The organism is Thalassobium sp. R2A62, from assembly GCF_000161835.1.
GTDB lineage: Bacteria > Pseudomonadota > Alphaproteobacteria > Rhodobacterales > Rhodobacteraceae > Thalassobium.
In genome coordinates this window covers 48,116-65,939 of record NZ_GG697169.2, presented here as the reverse complement: position 1 = coordinate 65,939, position 17,824 = coordinate 48,116, and the positions used below count along the sequence as shown (strand labels likewise).

The window sequence follows — 17,824 nt, the reverse complement described above, 5'->3', positions numbered from 1 at the left end:
CATGGCCTTAGCCTCCCAACTTCACGTTATCGATGCCTACGATTTTGTCGTAGAGCCAGTAGAACAACAGAACCAGCGCCAACAGGATCGAACCAAGCGCAGCGGCAAGGCCCCAATTAAGCGAGCTGGAAATGTGATAGGCAATTCGGTTCGAGATAAAGACACCCTTGGTGCCACCCACGATTTCCGGCGTGATGTAGTAACCAATGGCGAGAATGAACACGAGGATAGACCCCGCACCGATACCCGGCACCGACTGCGGGAAATAAACGCGCCAAAATGCGGTCCAGTTGGTCGCACCCAGCGATTTGGCCGCACGCAGATAGGTCGGCGGAATGGTCTTCATCACGGAATACAGCGGCAAGATCATGAACGGCAGCAGGATGTGCGTCATCGCGATGATCGTACCGGTCGCATTGTTGATCAGCGCCAGACGGTTGTCGTCGGCGATCACGCCAATCCAAACAAGCAGCGAGTTAATCACGCCTTGGTCCTGCAACAGAACCTTCCACGCCGAGGTCCGCACCAACAGCGACGTCCAGAACGGCAACAGCACGAGGATCATCAGAATATTGGCAGACCGCATCGGCAGGTTGGCGAGCAGCCACGCGACAGGATACCCCAACAAGATGCAGGATGCGGTGATGGCAAAGGACATCAGTAATGTGCGCCAGAACAGCTCGATATAAATCTGCTCGTTTTCAGGGCGCCATTCGCTTCCGTCAGGTGTCTTTTGCAGATCAACCGCATTCAAAAAATAGCCGTTGGTCAGATCAGGGCTGTAGGTCTTGATCGTCGACCACGTATCATGGGTGTCCCAGTCTTCGTCGATATCAACAAAGCTGGCCCGCAGATCTTCGGTTTCAAACGACCCAACCTCAGCAGCGGCCGTCGCGATCAGTTCAGACTGCGCACCATCCACTTGGGTCGAGGCATCCGCCGATAGATCAGCATAGAGCGCTAGATAGACGGTGTTCCACGGCTCTTCTTCGGTCGGGCTATCGTTGTCTTCGATCTGAATAGTTGTCGCAAATGTCTGGTAGGCTGCGGCGGTCTTGGGCAATGCATTGGCTGCATCCGCGTTCAGACGAAACGCGGGCTCATCGCCTTCACCGTCCCATTCGGATTGCGCGGCAACCCATCTTAGATCGGCCATCAACGCGACCCATGTCGCGGGATCTTCCCATGCGTCATCGAGACCCACGAACTGGTCAGTATAGACCTCACCCATGTCGTCAACTTTGCGACCGGATTTGCGGAACAGGCTTGAGATGCCCGTCGTCTCATAGTTCAGGCGGCTGCCCAAACGTGTGTGATCCTTACGCACGACCGCGGCCATCAGGTCTTGGGTCAGCGCGTAAAATGTCTCGTCTCCGGGGGTCGTGCCTTCGGCACCGTCCCAATCCGCCAAAGACGCAACAGTGCTGGGCAGAACATCACTCACAATCTGGTTTTCGACCGACCGGAACAACATCTGCGCGATGGGCCAGATGAAGGTAATCAGAATGAACAACAGCAGCGGCGCAATCAGCATCAAAGCCCGAATTTTCTGCCGACGCAGCGCGCGGTTCAACGATCGTTTGAGCGGCGTTCCATCAGCGGCCAATACCGGTCCGCTGGGCTGTGTCGATGTGTCTGTCATGAGGGTCTGGTCCAGAACTCTAAATCAGGGCGGGGTCACGTCCCCGCAGGGTGTTTGGGGGCCACAATCGAGGCCCCCACCCATTCGTTCAAACAGTCAGCTTACTGAGCCAGCCACGCCTGGAATTTTGCATCCAGATCGTCGCGGTAATCAGCCCACCATTCGTAGTTGTTCACGAATGTGTTCTCAGCATTGTTCGGATCTGTTGGCATGTGTGGCGCCATATCGATACCGAGTGTTGCGTGCTTGCCAACAAGCGGTGCGGAAGACGCACGTGCCGGACCATAGCTGATGTATTTTGCCTGGTCTGCAAGACGCTGTGTGTCAGTTGCGAAGTTCAAAAAGTCCATTGTGCGTGCCAGCCGTTCTTCTGAAAGACCTGCTGGGACGACCCAACCGTCAAGGTCAAACATCTGCCAGTTCCAAGCCATTCCAAACGGCTGGTCCTGCTCAACAATCGCGGCGAACAAACGGCCGTTGTATGAAGAGGCCATGAAAACTTCGCCATCAGCCAAAAGCTGGATGGATTCAGCCGCGGAAGACCACCAAATTGTTTCACTTTTGATTGTATCGAGCATTGCAAATGCTTGTTCTTGGCCTTGCTCTGTTTCCAGAATGTCGTACACATCTTCATATGCTACGCCGTCACAAAGCAACGCCCATTCCATATTGGCGATAGGCTGCCTGTTTAGTCCGCGGCGACCCGGATATGTTTCGAGGTCAAAGACGTCACATGCACCTTTTGGTGCCACAGCGCCATCAGCCAACATGTCTGTGCGATAGCCAAATGTCGTAGAGAATACGATCTGTGGGATAAAGCATTCAGATACGATCATATCACCAAAGTCTTCTGATGCAGATGTTCCGTCAGGTGCGGCAGCAAGATCGGCATCGTGGTCGATTTCGAGCGCAAGACCTTCGTCACAAGCCCGAATTGCATCAGCAGCTTCGAGGTCAACCAGATCCCAAGTGATGTTGCCAGCTTCGTTCATTGCACGCATCTTGGCGATGCCCTCGCTGGAGCTATCATCGTTGATGATCGCAATGCCAGTATTCTCCATGTAAGGGTCGTGATATGCGGCTTGTTGCGATGCGGTATACGCCCCGCCCCAACTTACGATTGTCATTTCTGAGGCCATGTGGCCGTCTGATACAGCCATAGTAGCTGTCAATGTAAGATAGGACGTAGCCAGAAGTGTTTTGGTCAATTTCATTGATATTCTCCCTTTAGGTCACTCGGTTTGTTGCTCCAAGAGGCGGGGCCGAGTACCCCAACCTCTCGTTCAGGTGGCGTCAGGCGTTAAGCATCAAGTGCGCGACAGTCCTGCGGTAGCCAACCAATCTCAATCTCTCGTCCCGGAGTGAGGCGGGTCTGATCGGGTGCGTTGCGCGACTTGATGACAAAATCTTCGGTGCCCGCGACAGACAGACGCGTCCGGAAGATGTCACCCATGTAGATGAATTCTTTGACCGTCGCTTTGAGCGTATGCGCATATGGCGACAGACGGTTTTTGTCGAATTCAACTCGCTCGGGGCGGATCGAGACGCGCGTGCGCTCACCCACCGTTGCGACATTCACAGGTTTCGCATCAATGATATCGCCACTGTCGAGCTGAACGATGCACGTATCGCCCTTGATCTCTTTGACGACACCCTCAAGCGTGTTGTTCTCGCCGATGAACTGCGCAACGAAACTGTTTTGCGGCGCCTCATACAGCTCGTCTGGCGGAGCCAGCTGTTGGATGCGGCCATCATCGAACACAGCAACGCGGTCCGACATGGTCAGAGCCTCGGTCTGGTCGTGGGTCACGTAAACAACCGTAATCCCCAACTCGTGGGCAAGGTTCGTGATTTCAAACTGCAAGGTTTCGCGCAGCTGTTTGTCCAACGCACCCAGTGGCTCGTCCATCAAGACCAGTTCGGGTTGGAACACCAATGCACGGGCCAGCGCGATACGCTGCTGTTGGCCACCCGACAATTGTGCAGGACGGCGACCGGCAAAGGCACCCATCTGGACCATGTCCAAAGCGCGGCGTACTTTTTCATCGCGATCCGACTTGCCCATTTTGCGGACTTCCAGTGGAAAGGCGAGGTTTTCGCCAACTGTCATGTGCGGGAACAATGCGTAATTCTGAAACACCATGCCAATACCGCGTTTGTGCGGTGGGATGTTGTTGATCGACACGCCATCCAATCGGATTTCACCGTGTGTCGCGGTCTCAAAGCCCGCCAACATCATCAAGCAAGTCGTCTTGCCCGATCCCGATGGTCCAAGCATTGTCAGGAATTCGCCCTGAGGCATCGACAGATTCAAATCTTTGACGACGAGATTTTCGCCATCGTAACTCTTCTGCACACGTTCGAATTCGACGAATGCAGCATCGCTTGCGGTTGCTGACAACGCGCGACTCCCTTTGTTTCTTTGCAGTTATTGCTCTTCCCCTTTCGGGGCGGCTCTGCTTTTACCATGGCCGAGTAAAACGGACAGAATTTCTTATTGCAACTGAATTGACCGAAGAATTCCAGACTCGGGCCAGACGCCCTATAAATAGGCGATTTTCAGGCCTTTGGCCTCGAAAGAGATCGCCATCACTAGCGCGATTTTCGGCAACACCTCGGATTTTCGGCAAAATTTGGAGCGCTAACGGATTCGGTGCGTGGGCAGGCAGTACCTGTTTCACTCTCATCTCCGGGGGGGGGATTGGTGCGGTCGAGAAGACTCTTCAAGCCACCTCACTTCACTCGGCGGAACATTCCACGGGTGACTTACCGCAGTGTATCTCAAGTGTTCTGCGCGGTGGTCCTGTAGGGTATCTTAGGTTCTCTTAGGCTCTCTTAGGGGGCTACTGTCCATCTGAGGATGAGTTTCTAGTATGCGATGTGATGCATACGTGAGTTCTTCGAACTATGATGACTGCTCGTCACCAAAAGCATCTACCGTAGGAAGCCCTAGTGGTCGCTACGGTTAGCTACAGGACACTCAGTCACCGCAGTTTTGGTAGTTGCTAGACATACAGTCTTCAGCCATGACTTGAGCCTTTAAGATATAGCCAGCGGTCAGAAACCGCCGAGCTATATAGTCCCTGCCCGAGGCTCCAGCTTCATACCCTTTGGCACTGGCAATGTTATACCACATGTGCGCCATTAAGTAGTCTTGCAGAACGCCCTGACCTTTTAAGTGCATGACCCCCAAGTTGAATTGAGCGTTAGGATGTCCCTGTTCAGCTAAAGGTCTCCACTGCTGCAAAGCCGTGGCATAATCACCAGCCTCATAAGCCTTCCAACCCTTGTCGAAATCTTGAGCCTGAACCGTACCAGTCAAGGTGAAAACGATTGCTGCTGAAGCGAGAAACTTACGCATGATTACTACCTTTGAAATTGTCCAATGCGATTGCTAGAAAGGTGAAGAAGGGGCTTCAAGTGAGGACCGTACAGGGGTCTCTTAATCGCCATCTCTGGTCCTCCGCTTTCCTAACTATAGGGGCGGACCACTTCAAAGGGGGAGGCTCAGTATGTCGTTTAGCTTTAGCGGCTGCGATCCCCTCTGCCTGACGCTTGAGGGTCATAGAGCGTTCAAACTGAGCAAAACTTCCCATCATCTGTAGCATCAGCGTGGACATAGCATCATCACGGCCAGAGAAGGTGAGGTTCTCAGAGAAGAACGTGACGCTAGCATCCTTGCCGTTGATCTCTTTGATGATGTCCTCAAGGTCTCTGAGGTTACGGGCCAGACGGTCGATGCTGAATACCACAACCTCATCACCACCACGGATGTAAGCCAACATCTCTTTAAGCGCTGGCGATCAGCATCCTTATCGCCTGACTGAAACGACCCACACAGACACCCAGAGAGCCGCCCTACCGGCCATGTGTGACAAAGCCATCTCAGCATTCATAAGCAAGCGTGGTGAGGCCATATGTGCCACAGAGGGCCAGACAGCGGATATGTATCAGGCAGTGTCCGATTTTCAGGACCTAGCTCAATGAACCCAGGTCCGTCTAGGCACACTCGGGCCACCCAGAATTGAATATGTGTAGCTTTTTCGGTTTAAAAATGATTAACTGTTATTAACAAACACCTAGAAACCGAACACGACTAGGAAAGAAACAACATGAAAAAAGTAATATTAGCAGCTGCTATCGCGATGATTGCATCATCCTCTTTCGCCGGCTCTTTGGCTGAGCCTATTATGGAAGTCCCTGTCATTATAGAGGAAACCAGCTCCACCTCATCATCATCAGGGTTATTAATACCGTTGATTTTTATCGCAATTCTGATAGCCGCGATGAGCTCGTCTAGTAGTGGTAGTAGTTCAATGATAGATGCTATTGCGATCTCGAATTAAGATGTCCTTCTGAGGTTATCAAGCATATGTAGCTACCCGTTACAAAGGCTACGCGCAGTTTAGAGTAGAAGCGCAGTGTGTGAATCTTCGATGAGACGACCTCAAAACTCGCTACGACGATTGCTGGGAACTCAGATCGAAACCAACATCTGCCAAGGTGGCCAAGAACACTGGAAAGTCTTTGGGCTGATCGATGATGCTGAAGTGGTCAGGGAAACCATTGAGTCAGAGGTGAAACTTCAGGCAGCAGACAAGCACATCGCTGAACTTGAGGAAGATCGTGAACACTGGCGTCAACAGGCGACCCGTTTACTGGCTCACACGGACAAAGAAGGCCAAGGGTTTCGGAAACGTTTGTTCGGCTGAGAGTAGGACCGCAGATTTTTTTTGTCTTGGCTTCCGAGGAGCAAACCTGATCCAGTCCGATCTTTGGTGAGAATCTGGCGGGACCCTATCGACTAGATCACAACCCTAGCTCTGCTTTCATGCGGTGGACACTCTGTCTAGAGAAGGCCAGAGACTTGGCTATCGATGTAAGAGACGATCTAGCCTTGATCATGCTGCTAATCACATCACGGTCGATAGAAGCCTTACGTCCTTTGTAAGCACTCTTAGGCTTTGCAACAGCAATACTTTCAGCCTGACGCGGACAAACTGGGCCAGTGCCTAACCGATCTTCAGCTAGGTGCGCTTCTGGATGCCTTCACAAACAAGCATCCACAGTTCGATGGTATACTCAATACCGGTCAAGCCCTCAGGCTAATGAACATAGACAGCCAAATTGCGAACTTGGTGATTGATCACTTCACCCAGAAAGACATCCCAGTTCTGTGCATCCATGACAGCTTCATCATTCAGTGCGACAAGGAACCTGAGCTGCGACGTGCCCTAGATCAAGCAACCCATAAGGTAACAAACTATACGGTAGACCACGACATTAAGAATGAACGACACAATCATTCTGGGAAGGTATCTGGAAATATTAAAGGATATGAAGAACCTGTAGTTGTTGCATACCACACGCCTATCCGTATTGAACCTGTTAGCCAGTATCATGACAGGAAGACTAAGTTCACCAAGTGGCTAGAACTATCAGGGAATTACCTATCAAAATAATCATAGTAGCAGTGATAAAGGGACCGTTTCTATGGCCCTCCCATTACTAGAACAAATAGAGATTATCGTCAGAGAGAGGCCAAATGAAACTAGAGTTCCACCATATCAATTTCGTATCTGAAGACGTGGATCGCTTGCATGATTTCTACACGCAGGTGCTTGGCCTAGATGACATTCCAATCCAGTCATTCCCCAGACCCAATGCGACTAATTCAAGTGGCTATGACGGAAAGATTAGATTTGCCACGGACGGCAAGATGCAAATGCACCTAGCTACCAAGGACCTGACAGTAGCTTTCAAGAATGGTGAGGTCATCAACCCTATTGAAAAAGGTCATATAGCCTTTAAAACTGACGACATTGCAGCCTTCATGGTCCTTCTGGACAACAAGGGTATCCCGTACTCCGATTATGGCACAGCTTTCGCCAAAGAATGGCATCAGGTCTTCTTTCACGACCCAGAAGGCAATGTAATCGAAGTCCACCAATCAGTTGGATAATTCAGGTCAGACTGTGTTCCATGTACACGTACACTTGATACCAAGGCTTGATGGTGATGTCGTTGACCCGAGAGGTGGGGTGCGTGGGGTTATCCCAAGTAAGCAGGGGTACTGATGGCGTTCGCCCTTGAGGTGCCTAGGTGGGCGCGTCGTCAAAATCTCTGATTTCTTGTTCAACCATCTTCGAAGCCTAAACCAAGCTAATAATTGTCTGACACCAGCACCTAATAGGTAACACAGGTTGGCGTCAGACTAAGCCCCAAGGTTCAGCACCAAACCAATATGATATTTAAACTGGTTTGACTTAAGAGTAACGGCTTATCGTGCAGATCTACCCAAAACGACTAATCATGTATAAAAACCGTACTAGGGACCTTTAGAAATTAGCCAAATAGGAGAATGAAATGCTGGGTGATAGAGCCGGATCAATGAACCTTCAGGAAACTAGTAAACCGATAGACTCTGGGCAATATGGTTTACCCGCTATGGAAACAACCACTGTTGGTGACGGAAAACTTTTAGGCCATGATGTACAGACACAAGCAGCATTTACCGCTCACATGAGACCTGATGGCTCTTGGTTAGGTCATGCTCATGCAGGAGTTATTTTCTGTGCAGAAGGTGTTGCCACATACAAGTGTGATGGCGTTGGAAACATGACGGAAGCTGGTGGCGTATCATTTAGAGGCGGCGCTATATTTGAGACCGCCTCTGAGGCATTATCTGAGCTGAATGGTAAGTATTACATGTTTACTTACGAGTCTGATCCAGAGGGCAAAGCAGAGTGGAATCTTTACCCCTGTAAATAGTATAATGGGCTAAGAGCTTAATTTTGGCTCACCCGCTGACATCAGTCTCACTGAACCAAGCTGAATGAATGTCTGACGCCAGCACCTAATAGGCAACACAGGTTGAGCAGCCGCACTTGAGTGGTCCATGTTGAAAGTTAGTGCATGATTGGCCTTTGGTCCATCGGTACGATGGCTTCTGGCGCTGGTGGGCGGTAGCCCAATGCACTGTGTGGTCGCTTGGTGTTGTAATGGTTCCTCCATCTTTCGATAATGATTTTGGCCTCACGCAGCGAGTAGAAGATTTCGCCGTTCAGCAATTCATCCCTCATTCATCCGTTGAAACTCTCGCAGTATCCGTTCTCCCAGGGCGATCCGGGTTTGATATATGCGGTCTTGGCTCCAACAGCGTTGATCCAGTCCCTGACAGCCTCAGCGATGAACTCGGGACCGTTATCTGAACGGATGTGGGCAGGAACCCCTCGCAGGATGAACAGGTCTGTAAGAGCGTCGATGACCTCCGTCGAGTTCAACTTCCGTTTGACCCGGATCGCCAGACATTCCCGGCTGTGTTCGTCCAAGATGTTCAATGTCCGGAACGCCCTGCCATCGTCAGTTCGGTGATGAACGAAGTCCTTCTCAGCAGATTGCTACGCAATCGCCTGTCAGACAGTGCATAAGACCAGACATGATTGCGATACTCGGGGCGCAGCCGGACGCACGACCCATCATTGAGCCAGAGCCGCCCTTTCTTCGGTTGTTTCATGGGCACTTTAAGCCCCTCACGCCGCCACAGACGTTCCACACGTTTGTCATTCACTTGCCAGCCTGCGTCTCTCAGCAGGGCTGCAACCCGACGATAGCCATATCGACCGTATTGGCGTGTCAGCTCAATCATATCCGCGACCAAGCGTTCTTCGTCAGCACGCCCATGTGGCAATCGACGTTGTGTGGATCGGTGCTGGCCCAGAACGCGACAAACCCGTCGCTCTGAAACTTTGAACTGACTGCGAACATGGTCGATGCAGGCCCGCCGACGCGAGGGGCTCAGAAGTTTCCCGATGCGGCCTCCCTCAAAATCAGCTTGTCCAATGTCAGGTCGGATACTGCACGCCGAAGACGATCATTCTCTTTTTGTAGCCGCTTCAGTTCCTTCAGTTGTTCTGTGCCCATTCCGCACTCGACCGTTATTCTCGAACCAATGGCGAAAAGGTCTCGTTTCTTCTTCCAGCGATAATAGGTTTGTTCAGTCACACCGATCTGTCTGATTGCATCAATCCGGGGCATGCCTTGTCCCATCAGAACTTCAACCTGCCGTAACTTCACGACTATCTCTTCGGGCTTTGGTCTCTTAATGGCCATCGTTGGTCCTCCGCTTTCCTAACGATAGGGGCGGACCACTTCAAAGGGGGAGGCTCAGCATCACATTTCCATAAATAACCACTTTCATGCGACATTGTACAATGCCGCCTAAATCAGGTCGCAGAAAATAATTGTAAACATGACAATTCAATTATTTCTTCAACGTAACAGCTCTCCCATGCTGCGGACAACATCTACAGCGGAAGAATAGGTTAGATGACCATAATCAAAAGTCCATAACTCTCCTTCAGAAGAATATACGGGACACAAAGGAGAGCAATGCTCATTTAAAACAGAGTAATAATATGAATTTTCAATGCCCTCTAATGCGTCTCTTACTTCACTGTCAACTTCAAAACGGTCAAGTTTCAATGTATTTAAATATAGATATTCTGAATCATATTCACTGCCATAATACTGTGACTTAGCAATAGAATGCCAGAGAACGGGATTGTACTCAGGAACAGGTCCCACCACAATTATTCTTTCAGAAAATTCCAACAACTCTCTTATTGTGCGTGAAAAAGAAGCCACAGCAGAACGGTCAACGCGGCTAGATAACACAATTATATCCATAGTGTTATTGGGTAAAAATTCATTATAGATAAAATCAAATAAATCAGTGCAGCGACCTGCTCCATCTAATGGAAGAAGCGCCGTGCACCCAGAAGACGTCGCATGCAAAATATTTAAATCCGGATATTCATCAATCATTGCCTGAGCCAAATGAGCTCCATGAGAATCTCCTACAATCAAAACATTTTTAATACTATCACTTACTGGCAAACAAGTTGCTTGATCATACATGCTAAACTCGTTTCGACCTGATGTTAAAAAGCATTCTTTTCTCATATGCTTTGCTTCGTAATTCTCAAAAAATTTTGCAATTCCAACGTCTGACCAACGTCCTTCAAGCCCCTCACCTTGGTCCACTGAAAAACCAATAGCCACAAATATTGCTCCAACAGCCCCACTTGCGGCAAACACACTGCGCCGCGTTACAAGTATTGGATTTGCACGATTTCTAAAAGGTTGTTCCACCCAACGCCAAGTCACCCACGCTAGTAACAGCGCAGCGGCAGCGAGTAACGCCATCAAATAGTGGCTGGGTTCAGTTAGGCTGCGTATTCGTGCAAACGCAAACAACGGTTGGTGCCACAAGTAAGCGCTGTACGAAATCAGCCCAACGCCAACAAAACCGCGCGTCGATAGCAAACGCGCAGTCCATGTTGTTTTGTCAGCAAACAAAATGATAAGTGCTGTGCCTACTACCGGTACAAGTGCGTATGCGCTTGGGAAAGGAGTATTCTCATCATAATAAAATATTGCAGATATAATCAGTGCTATGCCAATTGCACCTAGAAAATTGCTCGATCGTTGTTTCTGACCGACAGTCAAAAATGCGCACATTGAACCTACTAAAAGTTCCCAAAATCGCGAAAACGTAAAGTAGAAGTTGATTTCTGGCTCATTCCGCCAACCCCATTCCGCCAACAAAAAACTCATCGCCGCTAGCAGAAATATGAAACCGAAAGTGAAGGGTCGAAAAATTCGCCAACACAGCAACAATAACAGTGGAAACATTAAGTAATACTGTTCCTCAACAGCCAGGCTCCAAGTGTGTAGAAGTGGTTTTAGCTCAGTTGCGGAGGCAAAATAACTAGCTTCAGACCAAAACAACCAGTTTGATAAAAACAGACTTACTGCAACTAAACTTTGTGCAAAGTCTTCTAGCTGCGATGGCAACATCCACATGTATGCAAAAGGCAAACAAGCCAACATTACTACAAACAGAGCTGGCAAAATCCTTCGTGCTCTGCGTTCATAAAAGCGCAGAATGGAAAAGTTACCCTGCTCCAACTCACCAATCAATATGCTCGTGATCAGGTAGCCACTAATAACAAAAAACACATCAACGCCAACGTAGCCGCCGCTAAACACACTGAAACCAGCATGAAACAAAATAACCGGCAGCACAGCAACTGCACGCAGTCCGTCAATCTCTCGTCTATATTGCATATTGCCTTTACGTCCTTATCCAATGCGCCTCGTAGCCACCTTCTTTCCCTTATTCAAATACTTAAACTTGTCCAGCATGCAATGACGTCAGACATTGGAGCGAGGTCTGGAAACAGAAGTACGAAACCCGATCCGTAGGAAAAACAAGACAGTGAGCGAGATGAACTCTCGCACTTGCTGGACTAGCCCCCTACGCAGTGTTTTCGGGGGTGCCTAATCAATCACACATAAGAGGCAGAGCCTCCATTGCTCAAACCGCTCTCATGTCCCATTTTATATGACGACGGACACCTGTGACCTCAGAGGTCTGGGAAGCTGCTGAAGGCTTTTCCCTCAAGCACCACATGATCCACGCTTGCAAGGATGTGGTTAAGAACAAGGATTACTATCATGACTAAACGTTACGCTACGCTACGCTACGCTAGTCCGACGCGATGATCCTGAAATCACAGACTACGTAGAGTGCCTATGGGATGAGCTACAGGATGAAAAGCTAGTCCAAGAGGCACTCACACAACCATTCTACGCAAGTTACAGGACGCATTGCCGATATGGTGGTCCTAGCGATGACCTAAAGCACATCCCGATACCAGTATCCTGCTCTGAGGTTGTTTCTGAGGCCATAGAAATCTCAAGGAAGTATCCAGAAGAGCCTGATGAGGAGGTGCTACAGCGTATCTTATTTAAGCACCTGCAAGTCAAAGAACCGCCGCACAGAGTAAGCCCTGAACCAAGCTGAATGAATGAATGTCTGACGCCAGCACCTAATAGGTAACACAGGTTGGCGTCAGGCTATCACTTACTTGTATTGTGCGTCATTCAATACCAGTGCATGACCAACACTAAATACTATCATAATGAGACTTCCTATGTTAGCTACGACTCAGCAACAAACGAATGCTCGGATAATTACGGACGAAATCTCTTCCACTGGCCGATGTTCCCTCGTGTCACGAAAGACCCCGTCGCCCAGCTTCGTTTGTTGCCCTCCCCCTGATCTACATGCGTTGCTCATTTGAATAGAGCTAAAGCAAGCGCAACAAAGGTTCATATTATGAAGAAGATCATCTCTGCTGTGGCTGTCGTTCTAGCTCTCTCTGTGAGTTCTTTGAACTATGGCACTGCTCAGGCTCAAGATTTCCAAAAGGGTGCAGCTGCTTATGACGCTGGTGATTATGCGACTGCTCTTCAGGAGTGGAGACCTTTAGCTGAACAAGGGGATGCTGACGCTCAATTTGGCTTAGGTGTCATGTACGGGAACGGTGAGGGTGTCCCTCAAGACTATACGGAAGCAGTGAATTGGCATCGTAGGGCTGCTGAACAGGGGCAAGCTTTTAGTCAATACAGTTTAGGTTGGATTTACCAGCGGGGTGAGGGTGTTCCTCAAGATAATATTCTAGCGCACATGTGGTACAATATCGGTATTGCAAACGGTAATACATTAAGTTCAAGCATCCGCGATCTGATAGCCGAACGAATGACCCCGCAAGACATCTCAACAGCCCAAGCTATGGCAAGAGACTGCATGAGCAGCAATTACCAGAACTGTGGCAGTAAGAATTAAATAGCTATCCGGCGTAGGTACTCAGCTAGCTTCGGCTGTAACCGCTTCAGTTCTTTAAGCTGTTTCCTGCCCATTCCATCGTACTTCTTCTTCCAACGGTAGTGGGTTTGTTCAGTTACGCTGATTTATCTGATTGCATCGATCTAGGGCAAGGTACGCCTCGGATGGATGCGATTAGTACGCTAGCTAACATCGCACGTAAGTCGTGGCATATCCACTCTCGTAGATTATCAATCCTTCGAGACCGTTTGTTGCAATGAACGCCCTACCTGCATCGAAATACTCTCCTTCTGCCCAACACTCTTGATCATATAACTTGCCCTCGGGCATATCTCGAAGGCTGGTAGGGTTTTCCAGCGTACAGCTAGCTTCATAGTACCTAATACTGTTTTCCGTCACGATGATGGGTGGGTTATCACCAGGGTCTGCCATATTGCATATTTCCTGCGACTGTCCCCAGACCCCTTGAATCGACTGAGCCGCTAATCCTTTAGCTACTGTAGCGGCAAACAAACATCCAATCGCAAGCTTCTTTATCATGTAAGGTTCTTCCCCAAACAAATATCTAGCCAGATCACCCTAAAATCCCATAGGCCAAACTTCAAGCTTCCACGGTCTAGGCTCTGGACTCATAACCAAAACAAGACCGTTGCCGCAAGGGCGATGGCAGACATGAAGATAACAGGGCACCTGTCATAGCGGGTTGCGACCCTGCGCCAGTCTTTCAGCCGCCCAAACATGTTCTCAATCTTGTGACGGCTTCGATAAATCTTGGTGTCATGTTGGATGACGTCTTTGCGGTTCCGCCGCGATGGGATGCAGGGTTTAATGCTTCTTTCTTTCAAGCCTTCTCGGAACCAGTCGGCATCATATCCGCGATCCGCTAACATCCATTCCGCAGCAGGTAGTGAGGGTAAAAGCGCCCGTGCGCCGATGTAGTCGCTGACGTTCCCCGCTGTCAGGAATAGCTGAATTGGACGACCCACCGCATCGGTCACAGCATGGAGTTTGGAGTTCAGGCCACCCTTGGTGCGGCCAATGAGGCGTCCACGCCCCCCTTTTTAAGCCCCATGCTGGACGCTGTACGATGGGTCTTCAGGTGGGTCGCATCAATCATTAGCGTGCCTGTTTCATCGCCTTGAGCGGCCAATTCGGTCAGGATGCGCGCAAAGACGCCCATCTGGGACCATCGAGCCCATCGGTTGTAAAGCGTCTTATGTGGCCCATAATCGGACGGAGCTTCCCGCCAGCGCAAGCCATTGCGAATGACATGGATGATGCCGCTGAGAACCTTTCGGTCGTCAGCACGAGCAACCCCCCGTGGCTTTGGGAACATATGCTTGATGCGGTTGAGACGCTCTTGGTCGAGCCAGAATAGATGCGACATGGACAATCCTCCTGTCGCACATGAATCACGTTACATGGGTGAATGGAATCGACCATCGCAAGGTCCGCTATCCATCCCGAACCAGTCATCCGACAAAAATCGTCAGATGACGGCACTGAGCCCAAACAAGACAACTCCGTCTGAGCTCAGCAAGAAGTTAGCCCGCTCAGCTCAGTCGCGCATATTAAAGCAGATTGGCTGCTATAAGCCAGGAAAGTGCCGCGAAGGCCGAAGCGGCGGTCCGAATGTGGTTCAGCCACGTCCAACGCTTTGCATAGTCCGTCCAATAGATGGCCATGTCGCCCGATCGCTCGGATGTGGCATCCAGACGGTTGTTCATCGGAACATTTCCAAAGCCAGTCACGGCTAAGACGCCAACAAGGTAGCTCAGCGTTCCTGTGACAACCAAAGACAACGCTGCGCCATCCAATTGCCAATAGGCCCACAAGGCAAGCGCTATGGAACCCAGTACCAACCCCATAAACAAAACCATGAAGATCGATTTATATACCGTGCGGTTAAGCCCGATCATGCCCGTGGCTCCCGCCGTGCCGGGGGCTTGCGCAAGCCCCCTCATCACGAAATCAGAAAAGCTCAGGAACACGCCGGAGATCAGAGCCATCAAAAGACCAGAAACCAGTAGAATCCAAGTCATCATGTCCACCCCCATCAGCTCGACAAGCCAACGGCGCGGCCCAGATACTGCGAGTCGATCACCTGGCGGGTCAGGAAACGTGCCAGTTCTCCACGCGAGATTTTCAGGTCCAGTCCGCGTGCGCTGTTCGGCACATCCTCAATAACAGGGCGCCGGGTAGCCTCATCGGAGAAGGCCGCAGGGCGCACGATCGTCCAGTCGAGTCCGCTGGCCTCGACCAGTTGCTCTTGCAGTTCATGATCGCGAAAAACCGGGGCCAGGAGCGCACCGAACATCACCCGCTTCCACCAGAAGTTTAGATTGGACCAGCTGTCACGAGCGCCAAGCGTGGACTGACAGATAAGGCGCTTCACGCCTTGAGCCTGCATCGCCCGGATGACATTCATTGTGCCTTGTGAACGAATGACGCTTTTGCGCGACAAGCCCGACCCAAGCGTAATCACAGCAGCGTCATGGCCTTTGACCGCTTCAAGGACGTCTTTGGCATCCAATGCATCGCCAGCGGTTCGAAACAGGTTGGCGTCAGTCAAACCAAGTTTTTCTGGCTTGCGGGCAAAGGCCGTGACTTCGTGGCCAGCCTCGAGAAGCTCTTTCACAGCCAAGTGGCCAACACTGCCGGTGGCTCCAAACACGATGACTTTCATTTTTGTTCTCCTACGGTTTTGGTGCAAGTCCATTGCTTGACACTGTGTAAAGTTGACATGGCGTCAATAAGCTATAACTTTACGTGATGTCAAGTAAGCTGATTAACACCAAAACCCGCATTCTCGATGTGACATGGAACCTGTTAGAAAATGGGGACAAAACCGTCCGAATGTCAGATATCGCAAAAGCCGCGGGCATTAGCCGTCAGGCGCTCTACCTGCATTTTCCGAATCGCGCTGAGCTGCTTGTGGCCACAACCCGCCACATCGATGTGGTGAAAAACGTGGACGCGCGACTGGCACGCAGCCGCTCGGCGGCGTCGGGGGTAGAACGATTGCACGCCTTCATCGAGGGCTGGGGCGGCTACATCCCCGAAATTCACGGCATGTCAGTTGCCTTGCGCGCCATGTGCAATTCCGACACAGAAGCAGCAGTCGCGTGGAATGACCGGATGCAGGCCGTCAGGCACGGATGTGAAGCCGCAATACACGCCATCTCAGAGGATGGTTTTTTGACAGATGGGCTGACAACGGTAACGGCTACCGACCTTTTATGGACTCTCTTATCTGTCGAAAACTGGGAGCGTTTGGTGCGTGAGTGTGGCTGGTCGCAGTTGGAATATGAGCAAACACTCAAGAAAACTGCTGAAGCCACGCTGATATCGCGAACCTGAAGGTCCGGAAAGTCCGCAACTCGGTCATAGCCGCATTTTTCGCCAGTGTCTGCTCTGGGTCAAAGCTGCCGTTGAAGCCGCGCCCCGTTTATAGGTCCAGAGCCTAGATGCTAACATCCCACCGACTCCGATTAAATAGCTATCCTGCGTAGGTAATCAGCGAGTTTAGGCAGACTGTAGCCTTTACCGTAGTTGGTTCCTACGCCTCCTACACTAGACCATCCACCAACCTGATCTATAGCTTCTAAAGGCACGTCACAGTCTCTCAGGCGGTCCCTGAAGCCATGTCTTAGGCTGTGGGTGGTCTTACCGTCAAAGGGCTGCTTGAGGTGTTTAAAGAACGTTGCTGAGGCCGTTGCACTGTTCAGGTAGCCACAAGAAGCATAACGCCGGAACAGGTAAGGACTGTCGCTCTGAGCCTCTAGTAACTTCTGTAGGGCTTTTGTGGCACTATCAGACACGACAGGTAGCGACCTCTTGCTATTCTCAGTCTTGAGACCCCTGCAATCATTCTCTCTGATATTAATAACCAGTAAGTCCTCAGTGTGGATTACATCCTGTTTCATGAGGCCAAGAACCTCAGACAAGCGACAACCAGTTTCACCAAGTATAGGTAGTATCAAGCGTAGCTGACCATAGGCTAGAGAGGCGCTGTACAGCTTCTTGAGTTCAACCACAGAGAACGGTTCCCTTGAGGTCGCATCCTTACCTTCACCCTTGATAATGACCCTTGAGAACGGGTTACTCTTGTCTATGTCGTACTCCCAATAAGCAAAGTTCAGGATAGACGAAAGACACTGGAGCCTTCTTCTACGGGTGCTGGTTTTCTGCTCACTGTAGGACGCTAGGAACGCTTTAGCATGGCTTCTGGCGTACTGATCCACAGGTAAATCACCAGCTACCTCTATGAGTCGCCTTACAGACTGCTCTGAGGGCTTTGGATTGATCTCTTTGAGGTCGAGATATTCGCGGTAGATTTCGCTGAGAAGGGCCATTTGTCTAAACTCCAGAATCTAAAGGTGAAACTGGAATAAGTATGGTGCGGTCGAGAAGACTCGAACTTCCACGGGTGTTACCCCACAGCGACCTCAACGCTGCGCGTCTACCAATTCCGCCACGACCGCACG

Annotated in this window: 17 protein-coding genes, 1 tRNA gene and 3 pseudogenes; 8 read left to right on the top strand and 13 right to left on the bottom strand. The window is 50.4% G+C overall.

Translation table 11 applies throughout. The annotated features are described in order from the left end of the window. Window positions 1-7 precede the first annotated feature (7 nt). From TR2A62_RS00340 to TR2A62_RS00320, 5 genes and pseudogenes are all read right to left on the bottom strand, one after another. Window positions 8-1,642 (bottom strand): ABC transporter permease, encoded by a 1,635-nt coding sequence (locus TR2A62_RS00340; protein WP_009159646.1) that lies wholly within the window; start codon window positions 1,640-1,642, stop codon window positions 8-10. Between the two features lie 101 nt (window positions 1,643-1,743). Next, window positions 1,744-2,856, bottom strand: coding sequence for an extracellular solute-binding protein (locus tag TR2A62_RS00335; RefSeq protein ID WP_009158696.1), 1,113 nt, complete (start codon window positions 2,854-2,856; stop codon window positions 1,744-1,746). Window positions 2,857-2,942: 86 nt separating this feature from the next. Further along, complete coding sequence (locus tag TR2A62_RS00330; protein WP_009160017.1) at window positions 2,943-4,043, bottom strand: ABC transporter ATP-binding protein; 1,101 nt, start codon at window positions 4,041-4,043, stop codon at window positions 2,943-2,945. A gap of 579 nt (window positions 4,044-4,622) precedes the next feature. Continuing rightward, entirely contained in the window at window positions 4,623-5,003 is a 381-nt protein-coding gene (locus tag TR2A62_RS00325; protein ID WP_009160323.1) for an SEL1-like repeat protein, read from the bottom strand. Window positions 5,004-5,058: 55 nt separating this feature from the next. Next, window positions 5,059-5,430, bottom strand: a pseudogene (locus tag TR2A62_RS00320) (recombinase family protein); the annotation flags it as partial. 324 nt (window positions 5,431-5,754) lie between these two features. On the opposite strand from TR2A62_RS00320, the gene TR2A62_RS17865 reads away from it, so the two are divergent. From TR2A62_RS17865 to TR2A62_RS00300, 6 genes are all read left to right on the top strand, one after another. Next, complete coding sequence (locus tag TR2A62_RS17865; protein WP_083791011.1) at window positions 5,755-5,988, top strand: hypothetical protein; 234 nt, start codon at window positions 5,755-5,757, stop codon at window positions 5,986-5,988. A gap of 90 nt (window positions 5,989-6,078) precedes the next feature. Further along, complete coding sequence (locus TR2A62_RS00315; protein ID WP_150103437.1) at window positions 6,079-6,354, top strand: replication initiator protein A; 276 nt, start codon at window positions 6,079-6,081, stop codon at window positions 6,352-6,354. Between the two features lie 252 nt (window positions 6,355-6,606). Continuing rightward, complete coding sequence (locus tag TR2A62_RS00310) at window positions 6,607-7,104, top strand: hypothetical protein (RefSeq protein WP_009157768.1); 498 nt, start codon at window positions 6,607-6,609, stop codon at window positions 7,102-7,104. 83 nt (window positions 7,105-7,187) lie between these two features. Next, a complete protein-coding gene (locus TR2A62_RS00305; protein WP_009160855.1) occupies window positions 7,188-7,604 on the top strand; it encodes a VOC family protein in 417 nt (138 codons plus the stop codon). Continuing rightward, window positions 7,597-7,719: an HIT domain-containing protein gene (locus TR2A62_RS17855; protein WP_150103436.1), complete on the top strand. Its 123-nt coding sequence runs from the start codon at window positions 7,597-7,599 to the stop codon at window positions 7,717-7,719. The genes TR2A62_RS00305 and TR2A62_RS17855 overlap by 8 nt, the downstream gene beginning before the upstream one ends. A gap of 289 nt (window positions 7,720-8,008) precedes the next feature. After that, on the top strand, window positions 8,009-8,413 hold the full coding sequence (locus tag TR2A62_RS00300; RefSeq protein WP_040819924.1) for a hypothetical protein: 405 nt from the start codon (window positions 8,009-8,011) through the stop codon (window positions 8,411-8,413). Window positions 8,414-8,550: 137 nt separating this feature from the next. On the opposite strand, the pseudogene TR2A62_RS17850 reads toward TR2A62_RS00300, so the two are convergent. After that, window positions 8,551-9,754: pseudogene (locus TR2A62_RS17850) on the bottom strand (IS3 family transposase). Window positions 9,755-9,913: 159 nt separating this feature from the next. Beyond that, window positions 9,914-11,773 (bottom strand): acyltransferase family protein, encoded by a 1,860-nt coding sequence (locus TR2A62_RS17845; RefSeq protein ID WP_009157294.1) that lies wholly within the window; start codon window positions 11,771-11,773, stop codon window positions 9,914-9,916. 1,054 nt (window positions 11,774-12,827) lie between these two features. Between TR2A62_RS17845 and TR2A62_RS00275 the strand changes: the two genes are divergently transcribed. After that, the gene (locus tag TR2A62_RS00275; RefSeq protein ID WP_009159412.1) at window positions 12,828-13,337 is read left to right on the top strand and encodes a tetratricopeptide repeat protein; all 510 of its coding nucleotides are present in this window, start codon (window positions 12,828-12,830) and stop codon (window positions 13,335-13,337) included. Between the two features lie 8 nt (window positions 13,338-13,345). Here the strand turns inward: TR2A62_RS00275 and TR2A62_RS19460 are convergent. The 4 genes and pseudogenes from TR2A62_RS19460 to TR2A62_RS00250 all read right to left on the bottom strand — a co-directional run. Next, a pseudogene (locus TR2A62_RS19460) lies at window positions 13,346-13,462 on the bottom strand (IS3 family transposase); the annotation flags it as partial. 504 nt (window positions 13,463-13,966) lie between these two features. Beyond that, window positions 13,967-14,724, bottom strand: a protein-coding gene (locus tag TR2A62_RS17835) for an IS5 family transposase (protein WP_150103435.1) whose coding sequence is annotated in 2 segments (ribosomal slippage) — window positions 13,967-14,400 and window positions 14,400-14,724 — 759 coding nt in all. Because the reading frame shifts where the segments join, the coding sequence is not laid out codon by codon here. A gap of 184 nt (window positions 14,725-14,908) precedes the next feature. Next, on the bottom strand, window positions 14,909-15,382 hold the full coding sequence (locus TR2A62_RS00255; protein ID WP_223296043.1) for a DUF1772 domain-containing protein: 474 nt from the start codon (window positions 15,380-15,382) through the stop codon (window positions 14,909-14,911). A gap of 11 nt (window positions 15,383-15,393) precedes the next feature. Continuing rightward, entirely contained in the window at window positions 15,394-16,023 is a 630-nt protein-coding gene (locus tag TR2A62_RS00250; protein WP_009158931.1) for an NAD(P)-dependent oxidoreductase, read from the bottom strand. 86 nt (window positions 16,024-16,109) lie between these two features. Here TR2A62_RS00250 and TR2A62_RS00245 point away from each other — a divergent pair, with 86 nt between their 5' ends. Continuing rightward, window positions 16,110-16,697, top strand: coding sequence for a TetR/AcrR family transcriptional regulator (locus TR2A62_RS00245; RefSeq protein ID WP_009158538.1), 588 nt, complete (start codon window positions 16,110-16,112; stop codon window positions 16,695-16,697). 131 nt (window positions 16,698-16,828) lie between these two features. Here the strand turns inward: TR2A62_RS00245 and TR2A62_RS00240 are convergent, their stop codons facing one another. Beyond that, window positions 16,829-17,692 (bottom strand): tyrosine-type recombinase/integrase, encoded by an 864-nt coding sequence (locus TR2A62_RS00240; RefSeq protein WP_009160705.1) that lies wholly within the window; start codon window positions 17,690-17,692, stop codon window positions 16,829-16,831. A 42-nt stretch (window positions 17,693-17,734) separates the two neighbouring features. Beyond that, window positions 17,735-17,821, bottom strand: a tRNA-Leu gene (locus TR2A62_RS00235). Between the last annotated feature and the right edge of the window lie 3 nt (window positions 17,822-17,824).